11 protein-coding genes and 1 pseudogene are annotated in these 17840 nt (G+C 37.1%); 10 read left to right on the plus strand and 2 right to left on the minus strand.

What is annotated here, in order from left to right:
• Positions 1–196 precede the first annotated feature (196 nt).
• The 4 genes from ACY0M5_RS08425 (at position 197) to ACY0M5_RS08440 (ending at position 6704) form a co-directional block, all read left to right on the plus strand.
• Positions 197–2398: a glycoside hydrolase family 3 C-terminal domain-containing protein gene (locus ACY0M5_RS08425; protein WP_461631451.1), complete on the plus strand. Its 2202-nt coding sequence runs from the start codon at positions 197–199 to the stop codon at positions 2396–2398.
• A gap of 31 nt (positions 2399–2429) precedes the next feature.
• Positions 2430–4004 carry a glycoside hydrolase family 43 protein gene (locus tag ACY0M5_RS08430; protein ID WP_461631452.1) on the plus strand — a complete coding sequence of 525 codons (1575 nt, stop codon included), beginning with the start codon at positions 2430–2432 and terminating at the stop codon, positions 4002–4004.
• Positions 4005–4071: 67 nt separating this feature from the next.
• Positions 4072–5871 carry a glycoside hydrolase family 2 protein gene (locus tag ACY0M5_RS08435; protein ID WP_461631453.1) on the plus strand — a complete coding sequence of 600 codons (1800 nt, stop codon included), beginning with the start codon at positions 4072–4074 and terminating at the stop codon, positions 5869–5871.
• Positions 5868–6704, plus strand: coding sequence for an SMP-30/gluconolactonase/LRE family protein (locus tag ACY0M5_RS08440; protein WP_461631454.1), 837 nt, complete (start codon positions 5868–5870; stop codon positions 6702–6704). The genes ACY0M5_RS08435 and ACY0M5_RS08440 overlap by 4 nt, the downstream gene beginning before the upstream one ends.
• Positions 6705–6781: 77 nt before the next feature.
• On the opposite strand, the gene ACY0M5_RS08445 is transcribed toward ACY0M5_RS08440, so the two are convergent.
• The gene (locus ACY0M5_RS08445; RefSeq protein ID WP_461629731.1) at positions 6782–7942 is read right to left on the minus strand and encodes an IS4 family transposase; all 1161 of its coding nucleotides are present in this window, start codon (positions 7940–7942) and stop codon (positions 6782–6784) included.
• A 150-nt stretch (positions 7943–8092) separates the two neighbouring features.
• On the opposite strand from ACY0M5_RS08445, the gene ACY0M5_RS08450 reads away from it, so the two are divergent.
• The 5 genes from ACY0M5_RS08450 to ACY0M5_RS08470 all read left to right on the plus strand — a co-directional run bounded on the left by ACY0M5_RS08450 (position 8093) and on the right by ACY0M5_RS08470 (position 13910).
• Positions 8093–9040 carry an alpha/beta hydrolase gene (locus tag ACY0M5_RS08450; RefSeq protein WP_461631455.1) on the plus strand — a complete coding sequence of 316 codons (948 nt, stop codon included), beginning with the start codon at positions 8093–8095 and terminating at the stop codon, positions 9038–9040.
• A 135-nt stretch (positions 9041–9175) separates the two neighbouring features.
• Entirely contained in the window at positions 9176–9283 is a 108-nt protein-coding gene (locus ACY0M5_RS08455; RefSeq protein ID WP_160463423.1) for a beta-galactosidase small subunit-related protein, read from the plus strand.
• On the plus strand, positions 9264–9554 hold the full coding sequence (locus ACY0M5_RS08460) for a beta-galactosidase small subunit-related protein (protein ID WP_461631456.1): 291 nt from the start codon (positions 9264–9266) through the stop codon (positions 9552–9554). Before ACY0M5_RS08455 ends, ACY0M5_RS08460 begins: the two co-directional genes overlap by 20 nt.
• 5 nt (positions 9555–9559) lie before the next feature.
• Positions 9560–11674, plus strand: a complete 2115-nt coding sequence (locus tag ACY0M5_RS08465) for a beta-galactosidase (protein WP_461631457.1) — start codon at positions 9560–9562, stop codon at positions 11672–11674.
• Positions 11675–11711: 37 nt separating this feature from the next.
• Entirely contained in the window at positions 11712–13910 is a 2199-nt protein-coding gene (locus ACY0M5_RS08470; protein WP_461631458.1) for a glycoside hydrolase family 3 protein, read from the plus strand.
• A 580-nt stretch (positions 13911–14490) separates the two neighbouring features.
• Here the strand turns inward: ACY0M5_RS08470 and ACY0M5_RS08475 are convergent.
• Positions 14491–14571, minus strand: a pseudogene (locus ACY0M5_RS08475) (hypothetical protein); the annotation flags it as partial.
• Between the two features lie 266 nt (positions 14572–14837).
• Between ACY0M5_RS08475 and ACY0M5_RS08480 the strand changes: the two are divergent.
• Positions 14838–17705 carry a TIM-barrel domain-containing protein gene (locus ACY0M5_RS08480; RefSeq protein ID WP_461631459.1) on the plus strand — a complete coding sequence of 956 codons (2868 nt, stop codon included), beginning with the start codon at positions 14838–14840 and terminating at the stop codon, positions 17703–17705.
• Positions 17706–17840 lie beyond the last annotated feature (135 nt).

A 17840-nucleotide genomic window follows, 5' to 3' on the forward strand; every position in this document is an offset into this window, starting at 1 on the left:
GGAGAGTTTTCGAACATCAAAAACAACCCTTTGATGCAAATCAAAAATTTTACATTGGCAAATGAGTGTTATGTTAAGTTGTGCATTTTGAAAAATACCCATGGTGATAATGTTGCCGGGTATGCCTAAGTGGATGTGATTACGAAATAATAAATACAGTAGGAATCTTATAAATAGAAGAAGAGAATATTACATCATGATAAAAAGAAAAATTAGCGTTTTACTAGTACTATTTACGCTGTTGTCTCTGAATGGATGGGCGCAAGAGCCTGTTTACCTGGATACAAGTAAAACCATAGAAACTCGAGTAAAGGATGCATTGTCACGAATGACGTTAGAAGAAAAAGTAGAGTTATGTCATGCTCAGTCTAAATTCAGTTCAAAAGGAGTTCCTCGGCTAGGTATTCCAGATGTATGGTCTTCTGATGGCTCACATGGTGTGAGCGATGAAAAATTATGGGATGAATGGAGTAGTGCGCAATGGACAAACGACTCCTGCACCGCTTTTCCGGCATTAACATGTCTTGCGGCAACATTCAATCCCGACATATCATTGCTTTACGGAAAATCTATTGGAGAAGAAGCCCGATACCGTAACAAAACCATGTTGTTAGGGCCAGGAGTCAATATTTATCGTACGCCACTAAATGGTCGGAATTTTGAGTATATGGGCGAAGATCCTTTTTTGGCTTCACGTATGGTGGTGCCATATATTCAAGGTGTACAGTCTAATGGAGTTGCTGCTTGCGTAAAGCATTTTGCATTGAACAATCAGGAAATTTCCCGTGGTGAGATTAATGTAAATGTAAGTGCCCGAGCATTGTACGAGATTTATCTTCCAGCCTTTAAAGCTGCCGTTCAGGAAGGAAATGTGTGGTCAATCATGGGCGCATATAATAAAATATGGGGCGTACATAGCTGTCACAACGATTTATTATTGAATAAAATTCTGAAAAATGATTGGAAGTTTGATGGCGTGGTGGTTAGTGACTGGGGCGGTGTACACAGTACTGATGAGGCTGTGAATAACGGACTTGATATTGAAATGGGTACCTATACCAATGGATTGACAACACAAGGTCATTTCCCTTTTTCAAGCTATTATTTAGCTGATCCATTCTTGAAAGGAATTAAATCAGGGAAATACGAAATATCGAAACTTGATGATAAAGCGAGCCGAATTTTGCGAATGATTTTTCGTACCACTATGAGTCCTAATCGTCCGTTTGGACGTTTTGTGTCACCAGAACACAGCTCCGCAGCCAGAAAAATAGCAGATGAAGGGATTGTTCTTCTTAAAAATAACAAACAGTTTTTACCCATTCCTGAAGGCAAATACACAAAGATTGCTGTGATAGGCGAAAATGCTGCTCGTAGTCTGATTGTTGGAGGAGGTTCTACATCGCTGAAAGCTGCTTATGAAATTTCGCCATTGCAGGGATTAAAAAATAAATACGGTGAAAATCATATTGTTTACAGCATGGGATATGCTTCAGGGCCGTCGCTGTATGGGGCAGAAGAGCCTTCTAAATTAAATTTAGATTCATTGCGAACTGCAGCTGTTGAAGTTGCGAGTCATGCCGATTTGGTGCTTTTTGTTGGCGGATTGAATAAAAATTATTTTCAGGATTGTGAAAGTGGTGACCGTAAATCTCTTAGTTTGCCATTCGGACAAGATAAACTAATTGAAGATATACTAAAAGTCAATAAAAATGTAGGCGTAATTTTACTAAGCGGAAATGCTGTTTTGATGCCTTGGTTAGATAAAACACCTGCTGTTTTGCAAGGGTGGTATCTTGGTTCTGAGGCTGGAAATGCTTTGGCAGATATTATTTCCGGTGATGTAAACCCTTCAGGAAAACTCCCTATCTCATTTCCTAAAAAACTCGAAGATGTTGGGGCACATGCTTTTGACAAACTCTGTTATCCAGGCGATGGTGTCAACGTGTATTACAAAGAGGATATTTTGGTAGGATACCGTTGGTATGATACTAAAAACATTCCTGTTCTTTTCCCATTCGGGCATGGATTGAGTTATACAACATTTCAATACGGAAAACCTACAATTTCTTCAAAATCAATTACAACAGCCGATTCATTAGTTGTAACAATTCCAGTAAAAAACACAGGTAAAGTTGTGGGAAAAGAAGTAGTTCAATTGTATGTTAATGATGAAAAATCGAGTTTGCCTCGTCCGCTTAAAGAATTAAAAGGGTTTGATAAAATTTCTTTACAGCCGGGAGAGGAAAAGACGGTGAGTTTCACTTTAACAAAAGAGGATGTTTCTTATTATGATGACAAAAAAAATGCATGGATTGCAGAACCAGGTAATTTCAAAATTATGATTGGAGCTTCGGCTGCCGATATCAAAGGTACAGCAAGCTTTATTTTGAAATAAGGCATTATAATTGATTTTAAATAAATTTAATATGAAAAAAATAATTTTTCTTTTAGTTTGTATTTTGGGTTTCTTTCACGACTCAAACGCTCAGGGATATAAAAATCCTGTTATTTCTGGTTTTCATCCGGATCCGAGTGTTTGCAGAGTTGGTGATGATTATTATTTGGTAACCAGTAGTTTTGAATATTTTCCGGGAGTGCCGGTCTTTCATAGTAAAGACTTAATTAACTGGACGCAAATCGGACATTGTCTGACCCGTCCTTCCCAACTTAAATTAGAAAAATGCGCACCTTCTGCGGGTATTTATGCACCAACACTCCGTTATCACGAAGGTCGTTTTTATATGGTTACTACAAATGTATCTGGTGGAGGAAATTTTTATGTATATACAGATAATCCTGCAGGAGAATGGTCTGAACCTGTTTTTGTAGAACAGGGTGGTATTGATCCAACTTTATATTTTGAAGACGATAAATGCTATTTCGTGTCCAATGGCAAAGGCATCACCATTTCTGAAATAGATATTAAAACGGGAAAAAAACTTACCGAAGGCAGAATTGTATGGAATGGTACAGGAGGACGCTATCCAGAAGCACCGCATATTTATAAAAAGGATGGATGGTATTATTTACTCATTTCTGAAGGAGGTACCGAATATGGACATAAAGTGACAATTGCGCGCAGTAGATCTATTTATGGAGCTTATGAATCGAATCCTGCTAATCCAATTCTTACGCACATGAATGAAAATGCACAAAGCAACCCAATCCAAGGAACAGGACATGGAGATTTTGTTCAGGCTCATGACGGTTCGTGGTGGATAATATTCTTGGGCTTTCGTCCGCAAAGCTTACTGCACCACGTATTGGGGCGCGAAACCTTTTTAGCTCCGGTAAGATGGGATGCAAATGCTTGGCCTGTGATAAATGGCAACGGTACGGTAAACATAGATATGAATGTGCCTACTTTACCTTTAAAGCCTGAAAAGCAACATAATCTTTCAACCGATTTTGATGAAGCGAAGTTAGGTGTTGATTGGAACTACCTCCGAAACCCATTTATGAATAATTATTCGCTAACAGAAAAGAAAGGGGCATTGCGGTTGAAAGCAAGCCAGGTTTCTTTGGACGATAACGATTCCCCAACTTTTGTGGGACGCAGACAGGAACATATGGATTTTTCAGCTACTACTGTGTTATCATTAAACGATGCAAAGGAAGGCGATGAAGCGGGAATGACAATGTTCTACACGAGCCAGGCTCATTATGACCTCTTTCTAAAAAAATCAGAAAAAGGCAAATATAAATTGGTGGTGCGTTATCACATGGGAGAGTTGAACCACATTGCATACGAAAAAGAAATACCTAGTGATAAAATTTATTTGAAAGTAAAAGGAGACAAGGATTTTTACTCGTTTTATTATTCCCTTGATGGTAAGAAATTTAATTTTTTAGACAAGATAAATGTATGGTATTTGAGCTCTGAAACCAATGGTGGTTTCACGGGGGTATATATTGGATTATATGCCACATCCCAAAATAAAAAGACCAAAGCTTATGCTGATTTTGATACGTTTATATACAAACCTGGAGATTTAGATTAATGTAGGGGTAATGGTGTTTTTCCTATAGCTTAGAATTAAGAAAAACAATTATAAAGTATAAGGTATAATGAATAAAAAAAGAAACAAAATAGTGTTTAAAAAAAAGATTTTGGTTGCTCTAATCATTCTTTTTTGTAATTATTTACAGGCTCAAACCGCAATGGTCAACGTCCAATCGCGTAATCTAACAAGTTTAAGCGGCAAATGGAAAGTTATAATTGATCCAACCGGTATTGGAGATTGGAGACAGGTTTGGCAAGAAAAAAAGCCTCAAAAAAAAACCGATTTTGTTGAGTATTCATTTGAAGGTGGGCCAGAATTAGATGTGCCGGGAGATTTTAACACCCAAATGCCAGAACTCACTTATTTTGAGGGAACAGTTTGGTACAAAAAGCAGTTTAGTCATACAAAGAGAGAAGACAAAAGATTGTTCCTCTATTTTGGAGCTGTCAATTATTTAGCAGACGTGTATTTGAACGGTGAAAAAATTGGTAGTCACGAAGGTGGTTTTACACCCTTTCAGTTTGAGATAACCAATAAAGTTAAAGAGGGCAACAATACTTTAATTGTTAAGGTTAATAACCAGCGCAAAGAAAATGGTTTGCCAGGTGTAGGTTATGATTGGCTTAATTTTGGGGGAATAACCCGCGATGTTGGTTTAATTGAAACAAACAATTATTTTATTGAAGATTATTTTATCCAACTAAAAAAAGGAAGTTTAAACAACGTTTTAGGATGGGTTCAATTAAATGGAGCCAAAACAAACCAAAAAATCACCATTAAAATTCCAGAGTTAAATCTGAACTATAAAACAAAAACAGATGATAAGGGTTTTGCCAATATAGAATTCTCTTCAAAATTTACTCTTTGGTCTCCAGAAAACCCAAAACTTTATAAGGTAGCCATAGAAAGTGAAACGGATGCTGTTGATGATAATATTGGCTTTAGAAGTATTGAAGTTAAAGGGAGTGAAATTTTTCTGAACAAGAAGCCCATATTCTTGAAAGCTGTCAATATTCATGAAGAAAATCCTTTTAAGGGAAGTAGAGCCTTTTCAAAAGAAGATGCAGGAATTCTGCTTAATGCAGCGAAGGAATTGGGTTGTAACCTAGTTCGTTTGGCACACTACCCTCATAGTGAAAACATGATTAAGGAAGCTGAAAAAATGGGACTCATGGTTTGGGATGAGCTTCCTATATACCAACATATTAAATTTTCAGACAGTCTTGTTCCAAAGAAAATGGAAATGATGCTAAAGGAAATGGTGACTAGGGATAAAAATCGTGCAGCTGTGGCGATATGGAGCCTTTCCAATGAAACATATTCATCTACACCAAATAGAAATGATGCACTCATTTCATTAACACAAAAATGCAAAGCGATGGATTCAACGCGTTTAATTAGTCATGTAATTAATACGCAGGGTTATGGTGACAATACCTTTACGGTTCGTGATTCGCTTTATAAGTATTCAGATATTGTTGCGATTAATGAGTATATAGGTTGGTATATACCTTGGCAAGGAAAACCTTCAGACACTAAATGGGAAATCGATTTTCCAAATAAGCCTGTGTTTATATCCGAGTTTGGAGGTGAAGCTTTATATGGGAACAATGATTTGTCCTCCGATGAAGCTTCTAACTGGACCGAGGGGTACCAAGAACAAATATATAAAGATCAAGTTAAAATGTTCAAGACTATTCCCAATTTAGCGGGTGTATGTCCGTGGATTTTATTCGATTATAAATCCTTGAGTAGAATGAACCAGATTTACCAGAACGGTTACAACCGAAAAGGACTGATATCTGAAAACGGAGAGAAGAAAAAGGCTTGGTATATTATGAGCCGATATTACAAAGGAAAATGAAAAAAACACTGCTGTTATTTTTACTTCTATTGAGTTCGACAATTAGTTTTTGTCAAAATTTTTCAAAAGAATGGGTGTCAGATTCTCTTTTTCTTAAACCAGAATCGGCACTTTTTGACTCTTCAGAACGAATTGTTTATATCTCAAATATTAACGGTGAATACCTTGCAAAGGATAGAAATGGGTTTATTTCCAAAATCAAAACAAATGGTGAAATAGATTCCTTAAAATGGGTAGAAGGACTTGATAGTCCACAAGGTTTGGGTTTGTATAAAAACAAATTGTATGTAGCAGATATTAACAGGGTTGTTCAGATTAATACGAATACTGCTAAAATTGAAAAAGTATTTGTGGTTGAAGGTGCAAAATTCTTTAACGATATTGCATCTGATTCAAACGGAGATATTTACACCTCTGACTGTTTTGGGAATAAAATTTATAAAATAGCAAACGGAAAAATTAAGGTATGGCTCGATTCTAATTTTATTTCAAATCCGAATGGTTTGTTGTGCACAAAAGAGGATCTTTTAATGCTGAATATGAAAGACAAAACCGCTTATGCGATAAATAAATTGACTAAGAAGCATCGTTCAATTTTTAGCGGAATTGATAATCTGGATGGTATTGTTAGCGATGGTGCAAACGGATTTTTCGTGTCTGGAGCCTGGCAGGGTCAAATATTTCATATCGATTCAGATGGTAACAAAAAGCTAATAATTGATTTAGGAAAAGAAAAAATCATTACAGCCGATATTGAATATATTAGTAAAGAAGAATTGTTAATAATACCAACTTTGGATAAAACAATAATTGGATATAAATGGACGAAATAATTTTCAATTGGTATGTAATTGAAATATATTTTAAGAACTATAACCACTAGTGTCCCATTAAAATCGGGACGTTATTATTAATTAAACAAATTTGGCTCATTAAACCTAAAACGTTCTTTGTCATTTTGAAATTTAGTTCTCTCAAATAAGTCACGAAGGTGAGTTTTATCTGTTAAAGAAATACTCAGAATCTGCAAAACCTCATATGTACTTCTGTCAAGTTGCATGTCTTTTTGGACGATCGCCACCAAACAGTAAGTGCACATGGCAACGTAGATCTGAATCCGAACAGCATTTTCAGTAGTTCCCCAGAATTTCTTGATTTTCAGATGTTGCTTTAGCCATTTGAAGAAAAGCTCGACTTGCCAGCGGTTCTTGTAAAGTTCAGCAACTTGAAGTGCAGAAATGTGCATTGTATTGGTTAAGAATACAAGCTCACGCTTTTGTTCTTCATCCCAATATCTGACCAATCTAAGATGTTCTGGATAGTATTGCTTGGGATAAAATCCAGTCAATTCAATCGTTACATCTGAAAGCACATTCTTTGGCAATCTTCGTTTCCATTTGATTATCTTATATTGAAGGTTCTTCTTTGCTCTGACAACGAAGAAAGCTCCTATCTGATGAATCTTATACAACATTTTGAAGTGATTATATGCACGGTCAAATATGTAATATGAGCCTGATTCATAAGGAATTTTTTTCATTGCAGTAGAATCGTGCACAGAAGCTTCTGTAATGTGAAAGAAAGCGGGAATCTGTGTCTCTACATCATATAATGTATGCACTTTGATTCCACCTTTTTTCTTGCGAAACTTCGCCCACCAGAATACGGAAAGGCACAAGTCAATTGTCGTTGAATCAAATGCGTAGATATTGCCTTCAAGTTTGAAGATGTCAGAAACTCGTTTTAGTCTGGCTTCATTTACCAGATTGTAAGCATACTCTTCAAAAATGTGATAATCTCTGTCTTGATTGGCTCTGGCCAGAGATGATTTTGAGATATTCTTGCCCATACCCAAATGATAAGATTTGGAATGGTGAGCATCAAGAGCGACAATCAAATCTCTCAGACTTTCACGATTTGATAATTGCCCGAACATCAGAGCAAGCAATTGGTTCCAACAAGTGAAATGTTTCACGTATTTGTCACCTTCATACTTGCGAACGATGTAGTTGAACTTATTCCTATCAAGGAATGATGCTAACTGAGCGAAAACGTATTTATCCTTATGCATTTGCTAATCTCTTTAAGAATAGCAAAAGTGTAAATTGAAATCCGTTTAATCGAAAAAAGCCTGTAACAAACTAAATTTCAAATATTTCAAAGAACATTGTAAGACTTTAATGGGACAGTATTGAACTATAACAACAAATAATTAAATAAAATGGAAAGTGTTTTGAAATTAAAAAGAGTTGGAATATTAATGTTTTTGATGCTTATGGTTTTTGGGAGTTCATTTTCCCAAAGCAAGGTAATTGAACTTTGGAACGGAAAAGTTCCTGGTGCAATTCACAATGATAAGTTCAAACAGATTGTTGATACGACTGCAAGCTGGGTTGATAAGCATTCCATTATCAATCCCTACCTTGATGTATATCTGGCTCCTAAAGAAAAGTCAAATGGCACTGCAGTTGTTATTTGTCCTGGTGGAGCCTATGTGGGGATGGCTGTCAAACATGAAGGGTCACAGGTGGCAAAATGGCTAAATAGTTTAGGCGTGACAGCCTTTGTGCTAAAATACCGTTTGCCTGATGATAGTATTATGAAAAATAAGACCGTTGCCCCCTTGCAGGATGGACAAAGAGCAATTCGTATAGTTCGCAGTCATGCGAAAGAATGGGGCATCAATCCACAAAAAATTGGGATCATGGGATTCTCAGCAGGTGGACATCTGGCATCTACCCTTTCAACTCATTACAATGAGAAAGTGTATGAATCAGATGATTTGACCAGTGCCAGACCCGATTTTTCATTGTTGATTTATCCAGTTATTTCGATGGAGAAAGGCATTACCCATTGGGGATCTCGGGTAAATTTGCTTGGCGATAATCCTACGCCGGAACAGGTGAAGCATTTTTCAAACGAGTTGCAGGTAAATAGCGAAACTCCACCAGCTTTTATGGTTCATTCTTTGGATGATGGTGCCGTGCCTGTACAAAACAGTATAAACTATGCCTTGGCTTTGCAAAAGTTTAAAATTCCTTGCGAACTTCATCTTTACCAAACTGGAGGACAAGGTTACGGTATGGGTAATTCGACAAATACAGAATCAACTTGGACTGAAGCTTGTCGAAAATGGCTTGAAATGAAAGGTTTATTGTTGAGTAAATAATTAGCAAGAGAATCTTCGGGTAGGAAATAATGTATTTTATAAACAAATTGGTTGTTATGAAATTATCTGGAAAATTTACGGAAACGGGTTTGTTGATGTGACCACAGATTTTGATCCTGACAAGTTAGATTACCCATTGGCCGTCACGAATTATCGGTCGATAATATGTTTGTGCCTTATTTGCGTACTCAGGATTGTGGCAATCGGTCAAATGTGTGTTGGAATGATGGTAACTGCCGATAATTTGATGAATTTCAGCGCACTTCATTATACTCCGCTCAATTTGGGAAAAGCAAACCACCCCTACGAATTAACACGCAGGAAAAAAACAATCCTGACTGTTGATATGCAGCATTGCGGATTAGGTGGAGGAAGTTGTTGCCCCGGACCAATGGGAAAATATCAGCTGAAAACAGAAAAAGCAACTTTTAGTTTTTCTATCCGCCCATACCATGGGAACATGGGTAATATGGAAGATATTTCAAAAATAAACTCGGCAATTAAAAAAAAGTGAAAAATATGGATAAACAAAAATGGAATAGAATGAAGGTGCTCTCAATAGTATTCATCCTGTCGATGATGATTACAGGATTAAGGGCACAAACACAGGATGCCAATCGTTTTTTTTCTGATAAGGATTTAATATCTACTGGTATCTACTATTATCCTGAACATTGGAACGAAAACCAATGGGAAAGGGATATTAAGAAGATTTCTGATATGGGCTATGAATTTGTCCATTTGGCAGAGTTTGCGTGGTACAAGTTGGAACCAGAAGAGGGAACGTACAACTTTAAATGGCTTGATAAAGTGGTCAATTTGTGCAAAAAGAATAACTTAAAGGTAATTATGTGTACACCTTCAGCTACAAGTCCTACGTGGATGCGCGTTAATTACCCGGAAACCTTTATTGAAAATAGCGACTATATTCGTGCCGAGAACGGAACACGTGGTTTAAATTCTGTTACAAATGCAAAATACCGTGATTTGGTTGAAAAAGTTGTGACAAAATTGGGGGAACATTATGGTAAAAATAAGAGTGTTATTGGTTGGCAAATAGATAATGAGCCACCTGCTATTGCTGATTATAGTCCTTCGTCGCAAGCTGCCTTTCGGTTGTGGTTAAGAGATAAATACAAAACAGTTGATGCATTAAATCAAGCATGGGGAACCGCTTTTTGGAGTCAATGGTTTGATAGTTTTGAGCAAGTTATTATTCCTAATACCGATCTAGTTGGTTGGTGGGGAAATAACCCTCATGCTCTTTTGGATGTTAAGAGGTTTCTTTCAGATAGTCAAGCTGAGATGCTTGATTTTCAGGCAAAAACTTTGAGGAAGTACATTTCAGAGAGTCAGTATATTACTACAAATTATACCGCTGTTTCTGCAGGAGCCGATCCACGTCGAACTAAACATCTTGACTTTGCTTCATATACGGCCTATCCTAACGGGGGTAGCGACAATTTAGGAGAATTGGGTTATCGTTTGGGGAACGGTAAAGCGATCCTTTTTGCTGCTGAGTATTATAAGTCTGTTGGTGGAGTTTCCGGTGTTATGGAAATTCAACCTGGTCCGGTAAATTGGGGATGGTATAATCCTTTGCTTTTACCAGGTACAGTTCGTATGTGGTTGTATCATACATTTGCAGCAGGAGGTAAAATCGCCTGCTCATACAGGTTTCGTCAAATCAATTATAGTTCAGAGCAATATCATTCAGGTATTATAAAACCTGATGGAGTTACTCCATCTCAGGGAGGAGAAGAATACATGCAATTTATGAAGGATATAAAAATACTTCGTAAAGCATACAAAGCGAACCAAACAATGCCTGAAAACTTGGCGAAAAAGTCAACAGCTATTCTTTGGAATTTGGAAAACTACTGGGCCATTGATCGTCAGAAACTTACTTATCAGTGGAATACATGGGATTACCCTGTCAAGTTTCTGGAAATGGCAAAATCTTTAGGGGCACCTACGGATGTTATTTCTGAAGATACCGATTTCTCAAAATATAAGTTTTTAATTGCGCCTGCCTACGATTTAGTTGATTCGGCATTGGTGAAAAGATGGACAGACTACGTAGTCAATGGAGGCCACTTAGTTTTAACTTGCCGCACTGCCACTCGAAATCGCGACGGACATATTTGGGAAGGAGATTGGGCTGCGCCTTTATCAGATTTAATTGGGGCAAAGGTGGAAGCAACAGATATGTTATCTAACTATGCGAAAAAAGGAGATGTTTTAATGAATTCAACTCATTACAGTTGGGATAATTGGGGCGACTTGCTAAATCCTGATAAAAACACAGAAGTGCTAGCTGCGTATGACAACCATTTTTACAAAGGCAAGGCTGCTGTTGTGAAAAATAAAATAGGTAAAGGTACTGTGACTTACATTGGAGTTGTTACAGATGATTCTAAACTTGAAAAGGATATTCTGCGCAATACTTATGAAGGAATAGGAGCCGCTACCCAAAACTACCCTGAGGGTGTTTATGTGTATTGGCGCGAAGGTTTCAATATTGCAGTAAACTATTCTTCAGATGATTATATAATGGATATTCCGGAATCAGCTAAGATTCTAATTGGTGAAAAGAAATTGAAGCCTGCCGGTGTATTGGTATGGAGTGAGTAGTTGAGATTATAACACTTAATTGAATAACGATTTAACGATGAAACTTAGAATTCTTTTTATATTAATGATAGGAAACGTACTATTCCTTTCTGCTCAAAACAGTAAGCCTGCATATCTGGATGTAACCAGGCCATTAGAAGAACGTGTTGAAAGTGCTCTTTCATTGATGACAGTAGCTGAGAAAGTAGAACTTTGTCATGCTCAGTCAAAATTCAGTTCTAAAGGGGTAGCCAGATTGGGAATACCTGAAGTATGGACTTCCGATGGACCTCATGGAATTCGTGAGGAGGTTTTTTGGGATGAATGGAGTGGAGCCAACTGGACAAATGATTCGTGTACGGCGTTCCCTGCACTAACTTGTTTAGCAGCCTCTTTTAATCCTGAATTAGCTTTGCTTTATGGCAAGTCAATTGGGGAAGAAGCCCGCTATCGTAATAAAACCATGTTGTTAGGACCTGGAGTTAATATTTACCGAACACCACTGAATGGGCGAAACTTTGAATATATGGGCGAAGATCCTTACTTAGCATCGCGCATGGTGGTGCCTTATGTAAAAGGTGTACAGAAAAATGGTGTAGCAGCTTGTGTAAAGCATTTTGCTTTGAATAATCAGGAAGTTTGGCGTGGGCACATCAATGTTAATTTAAGTGACAGGGCTCTGTACGAGATTTATCTACCTGCTTTTAAGGTAGCAGTTCAGGAAGGAAAAGCCTGGTCAATTATGGGTTCTTACAATAAATTCAAAGGAGAGCACTGTTGCCATAACAATCTTTTGCTAAATAAAATACTTAAACACGATTGGAAATTTGATGGTGTTGTCATTAGCGACTGGGGTGGAGTTCATGATACAGAGCAAGCAGTAAACAACGGACTGGATATTGAAATGGGAACCTTTACTAATGGTTTGACTACGGCTGGTCATTTTCCATATTCTGAGTATTATTTGGCTAATCCTTTCCTTAAAGGAATCAAAGATGGAAAATATGATATGGCAGTGTTAAACGATAAAGCACGTCGTATTTTAAGATTGATATTCCGTACAACAATGAGTGCCAACCGTCCATTTGGGCGATTTGTGTCACCAGAACATAGCGAGGCTGCACGGAAAATTGCCCAAGAGGGAATTGTTCTTTTGAAGAACACAAATGATTTCTTTCCAATACCTGCAGGTAAGCTTAAAACGATTGCTGTTATAGGTGAAAATGCTTCAAAAAGTCTGGTTATTGGAGGAGGTTCTTCTTCATTGAAAGTGGCATATGAGGTATCTCCATTGCAAGGATTAAAAGAAAAATATGGCGATGCTCACATTATTTATAGCCTTGGTTATGCTTCAGGACCTTCTTTATACGGCAGGGAAGAATCTTCAAAGTTAGACACTGATTCGCTTTTTGCTGCAGCTGTAGAAGCAGCAAAAAAGGCTGATGTTGTACTTTATATTGGAGGCCTGAATAAAAATCATTTTCAGGATTGTGAAGGTGGTGATAGGAGAGCAATGAACCTTCCTTTCGGACAGGATAAATTGATTGATGCTTTATTAAAAGTGAATAAAAACACAGCAGTAATCCTTCTAAGCGGAAATGCAGTGGCTATGCCTTGGGTTGACAAAGTTCAGGCAATTATGCAAGGATGGTATCTTGGTTCAGAAGCCGGGAATGCACTGGCAGATGTTATTTCAGGAGATGTGAATCCATCAGGTAAATTGCCATTTTCTTTTCCCAAAATATTGAAAGATAATGCTGCTCAGTCGTTTGGGGAAATTTCATACCCTGGTGATAGCATTAATCAATATTACAAAGAAGGTATTTTAGTGGGCTACCGTTGGTTCGATACAAAAAAGATTGAACCTCTTTATCCGTTTGGCTATGGATTGAGTTACACCTCTTTTACTTATTCAAAACCTACAGTGGATAAAAAAGAGATAAATGCTGAAGGAACAGTTAAAGTGTCTTTTACAATAACCAATAGCGGCAGCACTGATGGTGCTGAAATAGCTCAACTTTATGTGGCTAAGCCTCAATCAGAAGTTGAACGAGCAGCAAAGGAACTAAAAGCTTTTGAAAAAGTATATTTAAAGGCAGGAGAGAGCCGTGTTGTAACAATGGATGTTTTAATAAATAATTTGGCCTATTATAGTGAAACAGATAACAATTGGGTAATAGAACCGGGAAGTTATACCCTTTTAGTTGGAAGTTCATCTCGAGATATAAAAGGAGAAGTGAATATTAAGGTTCATTGATCCTCAAGCCCCTGATAGTTTCACTTGGTTATAGGTATATTTTAATATGCCTAAAATCAAGTGAAACTATGAATTTCTACCTACACCTGATATATGATCAGGAGAAAGCTTCAGGTTTTAATACAGTTGAGCTTCCAATTACTTAATTTAAAGGTCAGGTAAATAACAGGCTTGTTATATATTGGAAGCAGATTGCAATCTATTTTGAAGATTACGATGAGTATTTGCTTTTTGTCGGAGCAAATGAGCCCAGTGTAAAAGATGCCACAGAAATGGCAGTTTTTTTTTCCTATTATCAAACATACATCAATGGTGTTTCAAACCGGGAGTTATACCAAATTAACATCAAAAACATGCCTTATAAAATGTTTCTTTTCAGCTATATCTTCGTTAAAAAAGATGCATCGTAACATGGCTGTGCTTTACTTTTTTGCCTCGATACAGCTAAAAATTAATTCATTTTAATTAAAGTCTATTTTGAAATAAAATTGGTATAAGTTCTATAAATCCCAGCGTTGTTGCTTGAGATTCATCTGATATATGTCCGCTGATCAGCCTTCTCTTTTTCAACTTCCCCGTATTATTTCTTGCACCAATAATTGAACGACTCGCTTTTTAAGCCATGTTGGTTTGCAGATGACTTGCGCGTTAGCCCAGATTTCCTCCACTGCTCCCTAAAGTAAGCATCTCTTCTTTCCTGTTCATCTTTTTTGCAGCAAAATTAGATCACTTAATCCTATATGTATAGACGTAGACTGTAGGCGTGGATACCTTTATCCTAATTTTTTTGTTCGAATAGAAAAGTTTCCTGTTTCGAAAAGTTAGTTCATTACAATACCTTTTATAACACATAAAGCACCCTTTATTCATCTTTTTTTATTGACCTTAGCATTCATTAAATAATACATTTAAAACCTTTAATAATAAATGAAGAATAAAAGAAGATATTTAGGTTTATTATGTGCCGGCCTGTTTTTAACCGCATGTTCTGTTCCTCAATACCAGTTGTCAGAAGATGGTATTATCTTAAATTTGAATCAGGAAAATAAGTTAAATCCAAGTAAAGTGTATTTGCAAGTGCTTGGTGATGAATTGATTCATGTGTCTGCAACGCCTGATAAAGACTTTCCAAAGGATTCAAGTTTAATTATTGTGCCCGGTCTTCAAACTGTACCTTTTCAAGTCGACGATCAAGGAGATTCAATAATGTTGAGTACTGCAAAACTTAATGTTATGGTTTCGAAATCAGATGGAGGCATTAAGTTTAAGGACAAAGATAACCACTTAATTCTGGCCGAGAAATCAGGTGGAGGTAGAACATTTTCACCTATCAAAGTTGAAGAGACAAATGGTTATTCTGTTCGACAACTGTTTGATTCTCCTGTTGATGAGAGCTTTTACGGATTGGGACAACATCAGTCGGATGAATTTAATTATAAAGGGAAAAGTGAGGAGCTTTTTCAATATAATACAAAGGTTTCTGTGCCTTTTGTTGTTTCTAATAAAAATTACGGCATTTTATGGGATAGCTATTCGATAAGTCGTTTTGGTGATAGTCGCGATTATAAGCAACTTAACAGGGTTTTTAAGTTGTATAATAAAAGTGGACAGCCTGGTAGCCTCACTGGTGTTTATCAACCGGAAGGTAAAGACTTCAAGCAACTAGTGCGTAATGAAGATTCTCTTGCTTTTGAGAATATAAAAACAATAAAGAATCTACCTGAAAATTTTCCTTTAAAAGGTGCAAACGTGACTTACGAAGGAGAAATTGAAACTTCTCAAGAGGGTACTTATCGTTTTATTTTATACTATGCTGGGTATGTAAAAGTTTATGTTGATAATCAGTTAGTTGTTCCTGAGCGTTGGCGTACAGCTTGGAACCCCAATAGTTATAAGTTTACAGTTAAGTTAGAAGCTGGTAAGAAGGTGCCTTTAAGAGTGGAATGGAAACCTGATGGAGGAAGATCTTATTGTGGATTACGTGTACAAACGCCTCAACCAGAAGAAGAACAAAATAGTCAGGTTTGGTGGAGTGAGATGAATAAAAAGCTCGATTACTATTTTGTATATGGTGATTCGATGGACGAAATTATAAAAGGGTATAGAACGCTTACAGGAAAGTCTCAAATTATGCCCAAATGGGCCATGGGCTATTGGCAAAGTCGTGAACGTTATAAAACTCAGGATGAAATATTAGGTGTTCTTAAAGAATTTAGGACTCGAAAAATACCAATTGATAATATTATTCTGGATTGGAATTACTGGCGCGAAAAAGAATGGGGAAGTCACGAATTTGATGAGAAACGTTTCCCGGATCCGAAAGCAATGGTTGATTCCATACATGCTATGAATGGCAAGATAATGATATCTGTTTGGCCGAAATTCTATGTAACTACTGAGCATTTTAAGGAATTTGACAAAAAGGGGTGGATGTATCAGCAGGCTGTAAAAGACAGTGTTCGGGACTGGGTTGGACCCGGTTATGTGGGGTCGTTCTACGATGCCTATTCTGCAGGGGCCCGTAAGTTGTTCTGGAAGCAAATGTATGACAATCTATATCCGTTAGGTATTGATGCCTGGTGGATGGATGCCAGTGAGCCCAATGTGCTTGATTGTACCGATATGGAATATCGTAAGGCTTTATGTGGACCGACTGCTTTAGGGTCTTCTACCGAATATTTCAATACCTATGCCCTGATGAACGCTGAAGCAATTTATGATGGACAGCGCAGTGTTGCTCCAAATAAGCGTGTGTTTTTGTTAACACGTTCAGGTTTTGCCGGGTTACAGCGTTATTCAACGGCAACATGGAGTGGAGATATAGGAACACGCTGGGAGGATATGAAAGCTCAGATCTCTGCCGGGTTGAATTTCTCCATAAGTGGTGTTCCATATTGGACTATGGATATTGGTGGTTTTTGTGTCGAAGACCGTTATGTTGCAGGTCAAATGGAATACAACAAGAGTGGTAAAGAAAATGCAGATTACAAAGAATGGCGCGAACTGAACGCCCGTTGGTATCAATTTGGTGTATTTGCGCCTCTATACAGATCGCATGGTCAGTTCCCGTTTCGAGAGGTGTGGAACATTGCACCCCAAGGACATCCTGCATACAAATCGATTACATATTACACTAATTTGCGATATAGGTTAATGCCATATATATATACATTGGCAGGTATGACTTATTTTAACGATTATACCATTATGCGCCCTTTGGTGATGGATTTTTCATCTGATAAAAATGTTGAAAATATTGGTGATCAGTTTATGTTTGGTCCTTCCTTTATGGTGTGCCCGGTATACACATATGAGGCGCGTAATCGTGAAGTCTATTTTCCCGAAGGAACAAATTGGTACGATTTCTATACCGGTAAATATATTCAAGGTGGTCAGAAGATAAAAGTAGATGCACCATATGAGCAAATTCCATTGTATATCCGCGAGGGATCTATTATTCCGGTTGGACCTGAAATTCAATATACAGGAGAGAAATCAGCCGAATCAATTACAGTGTATGTTTATCGGGGTCAGAATGGTCAGTTTTCCCTTTATGAGGATGAAGGTGTAAATTATAATTATGAGAAAGATGCTTATTCAAATATTCCATTCATTTATAATGATGCTGATGGAACATTAACAATAGGAGAGAGAATAGGTGAATTTGATGGTATGTTGAAGCAACGTACATTTGTGATTGTTCCGGTTAGTAAAGACAAAACCAAAGGATTTAAATTCGATGCCAAAGGTGAAAAAGTAAGTTATGATGGGCATAAGCAAACAATCAAACTGTAATTGTATTACTAGATTAAAAGTTTAATAATTTTTTCAGGTATCGTATGAGCCATTAAGTATACTCATACGATACCTGTTAATAATATAAGATTTGATTTTAGGGTAAAGAAAGTTTAAGGTATAAGAATTTTAGAC

Source organism: Labilibaculum euxinicum (assembly GCF_963678175.1).
GTDB lineage: Bacteria > Bacteroidota > Bacteroidia > Bacteroidales > Marinifilaceae > Labilibaculum > Labilibaculum euxinus.

Excerpts from the sequence above, each read along its gene's own strand:
- ACY0M5_RS08425 (WP_461631451.1), top strand. The coding sequence starts at position 197 with ATGATAAAAAGAAAAATTAGCGTTTTACTAGTACTATTTACGCTGTTG.
- ACY0M5_RS08430 (WP_461631452.1), top strand. The coding sequence starts at position 2,430 with ATGAAAAAAATAATTTTTCTTTTAGTTTGTATTTTGGGTTTCTTTCAC.
- ACY0M5_RS08435 (WP_461631453.1), top strand. The coding sequence starts at position 4,072 with ATGAATAAAAAAAGAAACAAAATAGTGTTTAAAAAAAAGATTTTGGTT.
- ACY0M5_RS08440 (WP_461631454.1), top strand. The coding sequence starts at position 5,868 with ATGAAAAAAACACTGCTGTTATTTTTACTTCTATTGAGTTCGACAATT.
- ACY0M5_RS08445 (WP_461629731.1), bottom strand. The coding sequence starts at position 7,942 with ATGCATAAGGATAAATACGTTTTCGCTCAGTTAGCATCATTCCTTGAT.
- ACY0M5_RS08450 (WP_461631455.1), top strand. The coding sequence starts at position 8,093 with ATGGAAAGTGTTTTGAAATTAAAAAGAGTTGGAATATTAATGTTTTTG.
- ACY0M5_RS08460 (WP_461631456.1), top strand. The coding sequence starts at position 9,264 with ATGATGGTAACTGCCGATAATTTGATGAATTTCAGCGCACTTCATTAT.
- ACY0M5_RS08465 (WP_461631457.1), top strand. The coding sequence starts at position 9,560 with ATGGATAAACAAAAATGGAATAGAATGAAGGTGCTCTCAATAGTATTC.
- ACY0M5_RS08470 (WP_461631458.1), top strand. The coding sequence starts at position 11,712 with ATGAAACTTAGAATTCTTTTTATATTAATGATAGGAAACGTACTATTC.
- ACY0M5_RS08480 (WP_461631459.1), top strand. The coding sequence starts at position 14,838 with ATGAAGAATAAAAGAAGATATTTAGGTTTATTATGTGCCGGCCTGTTT.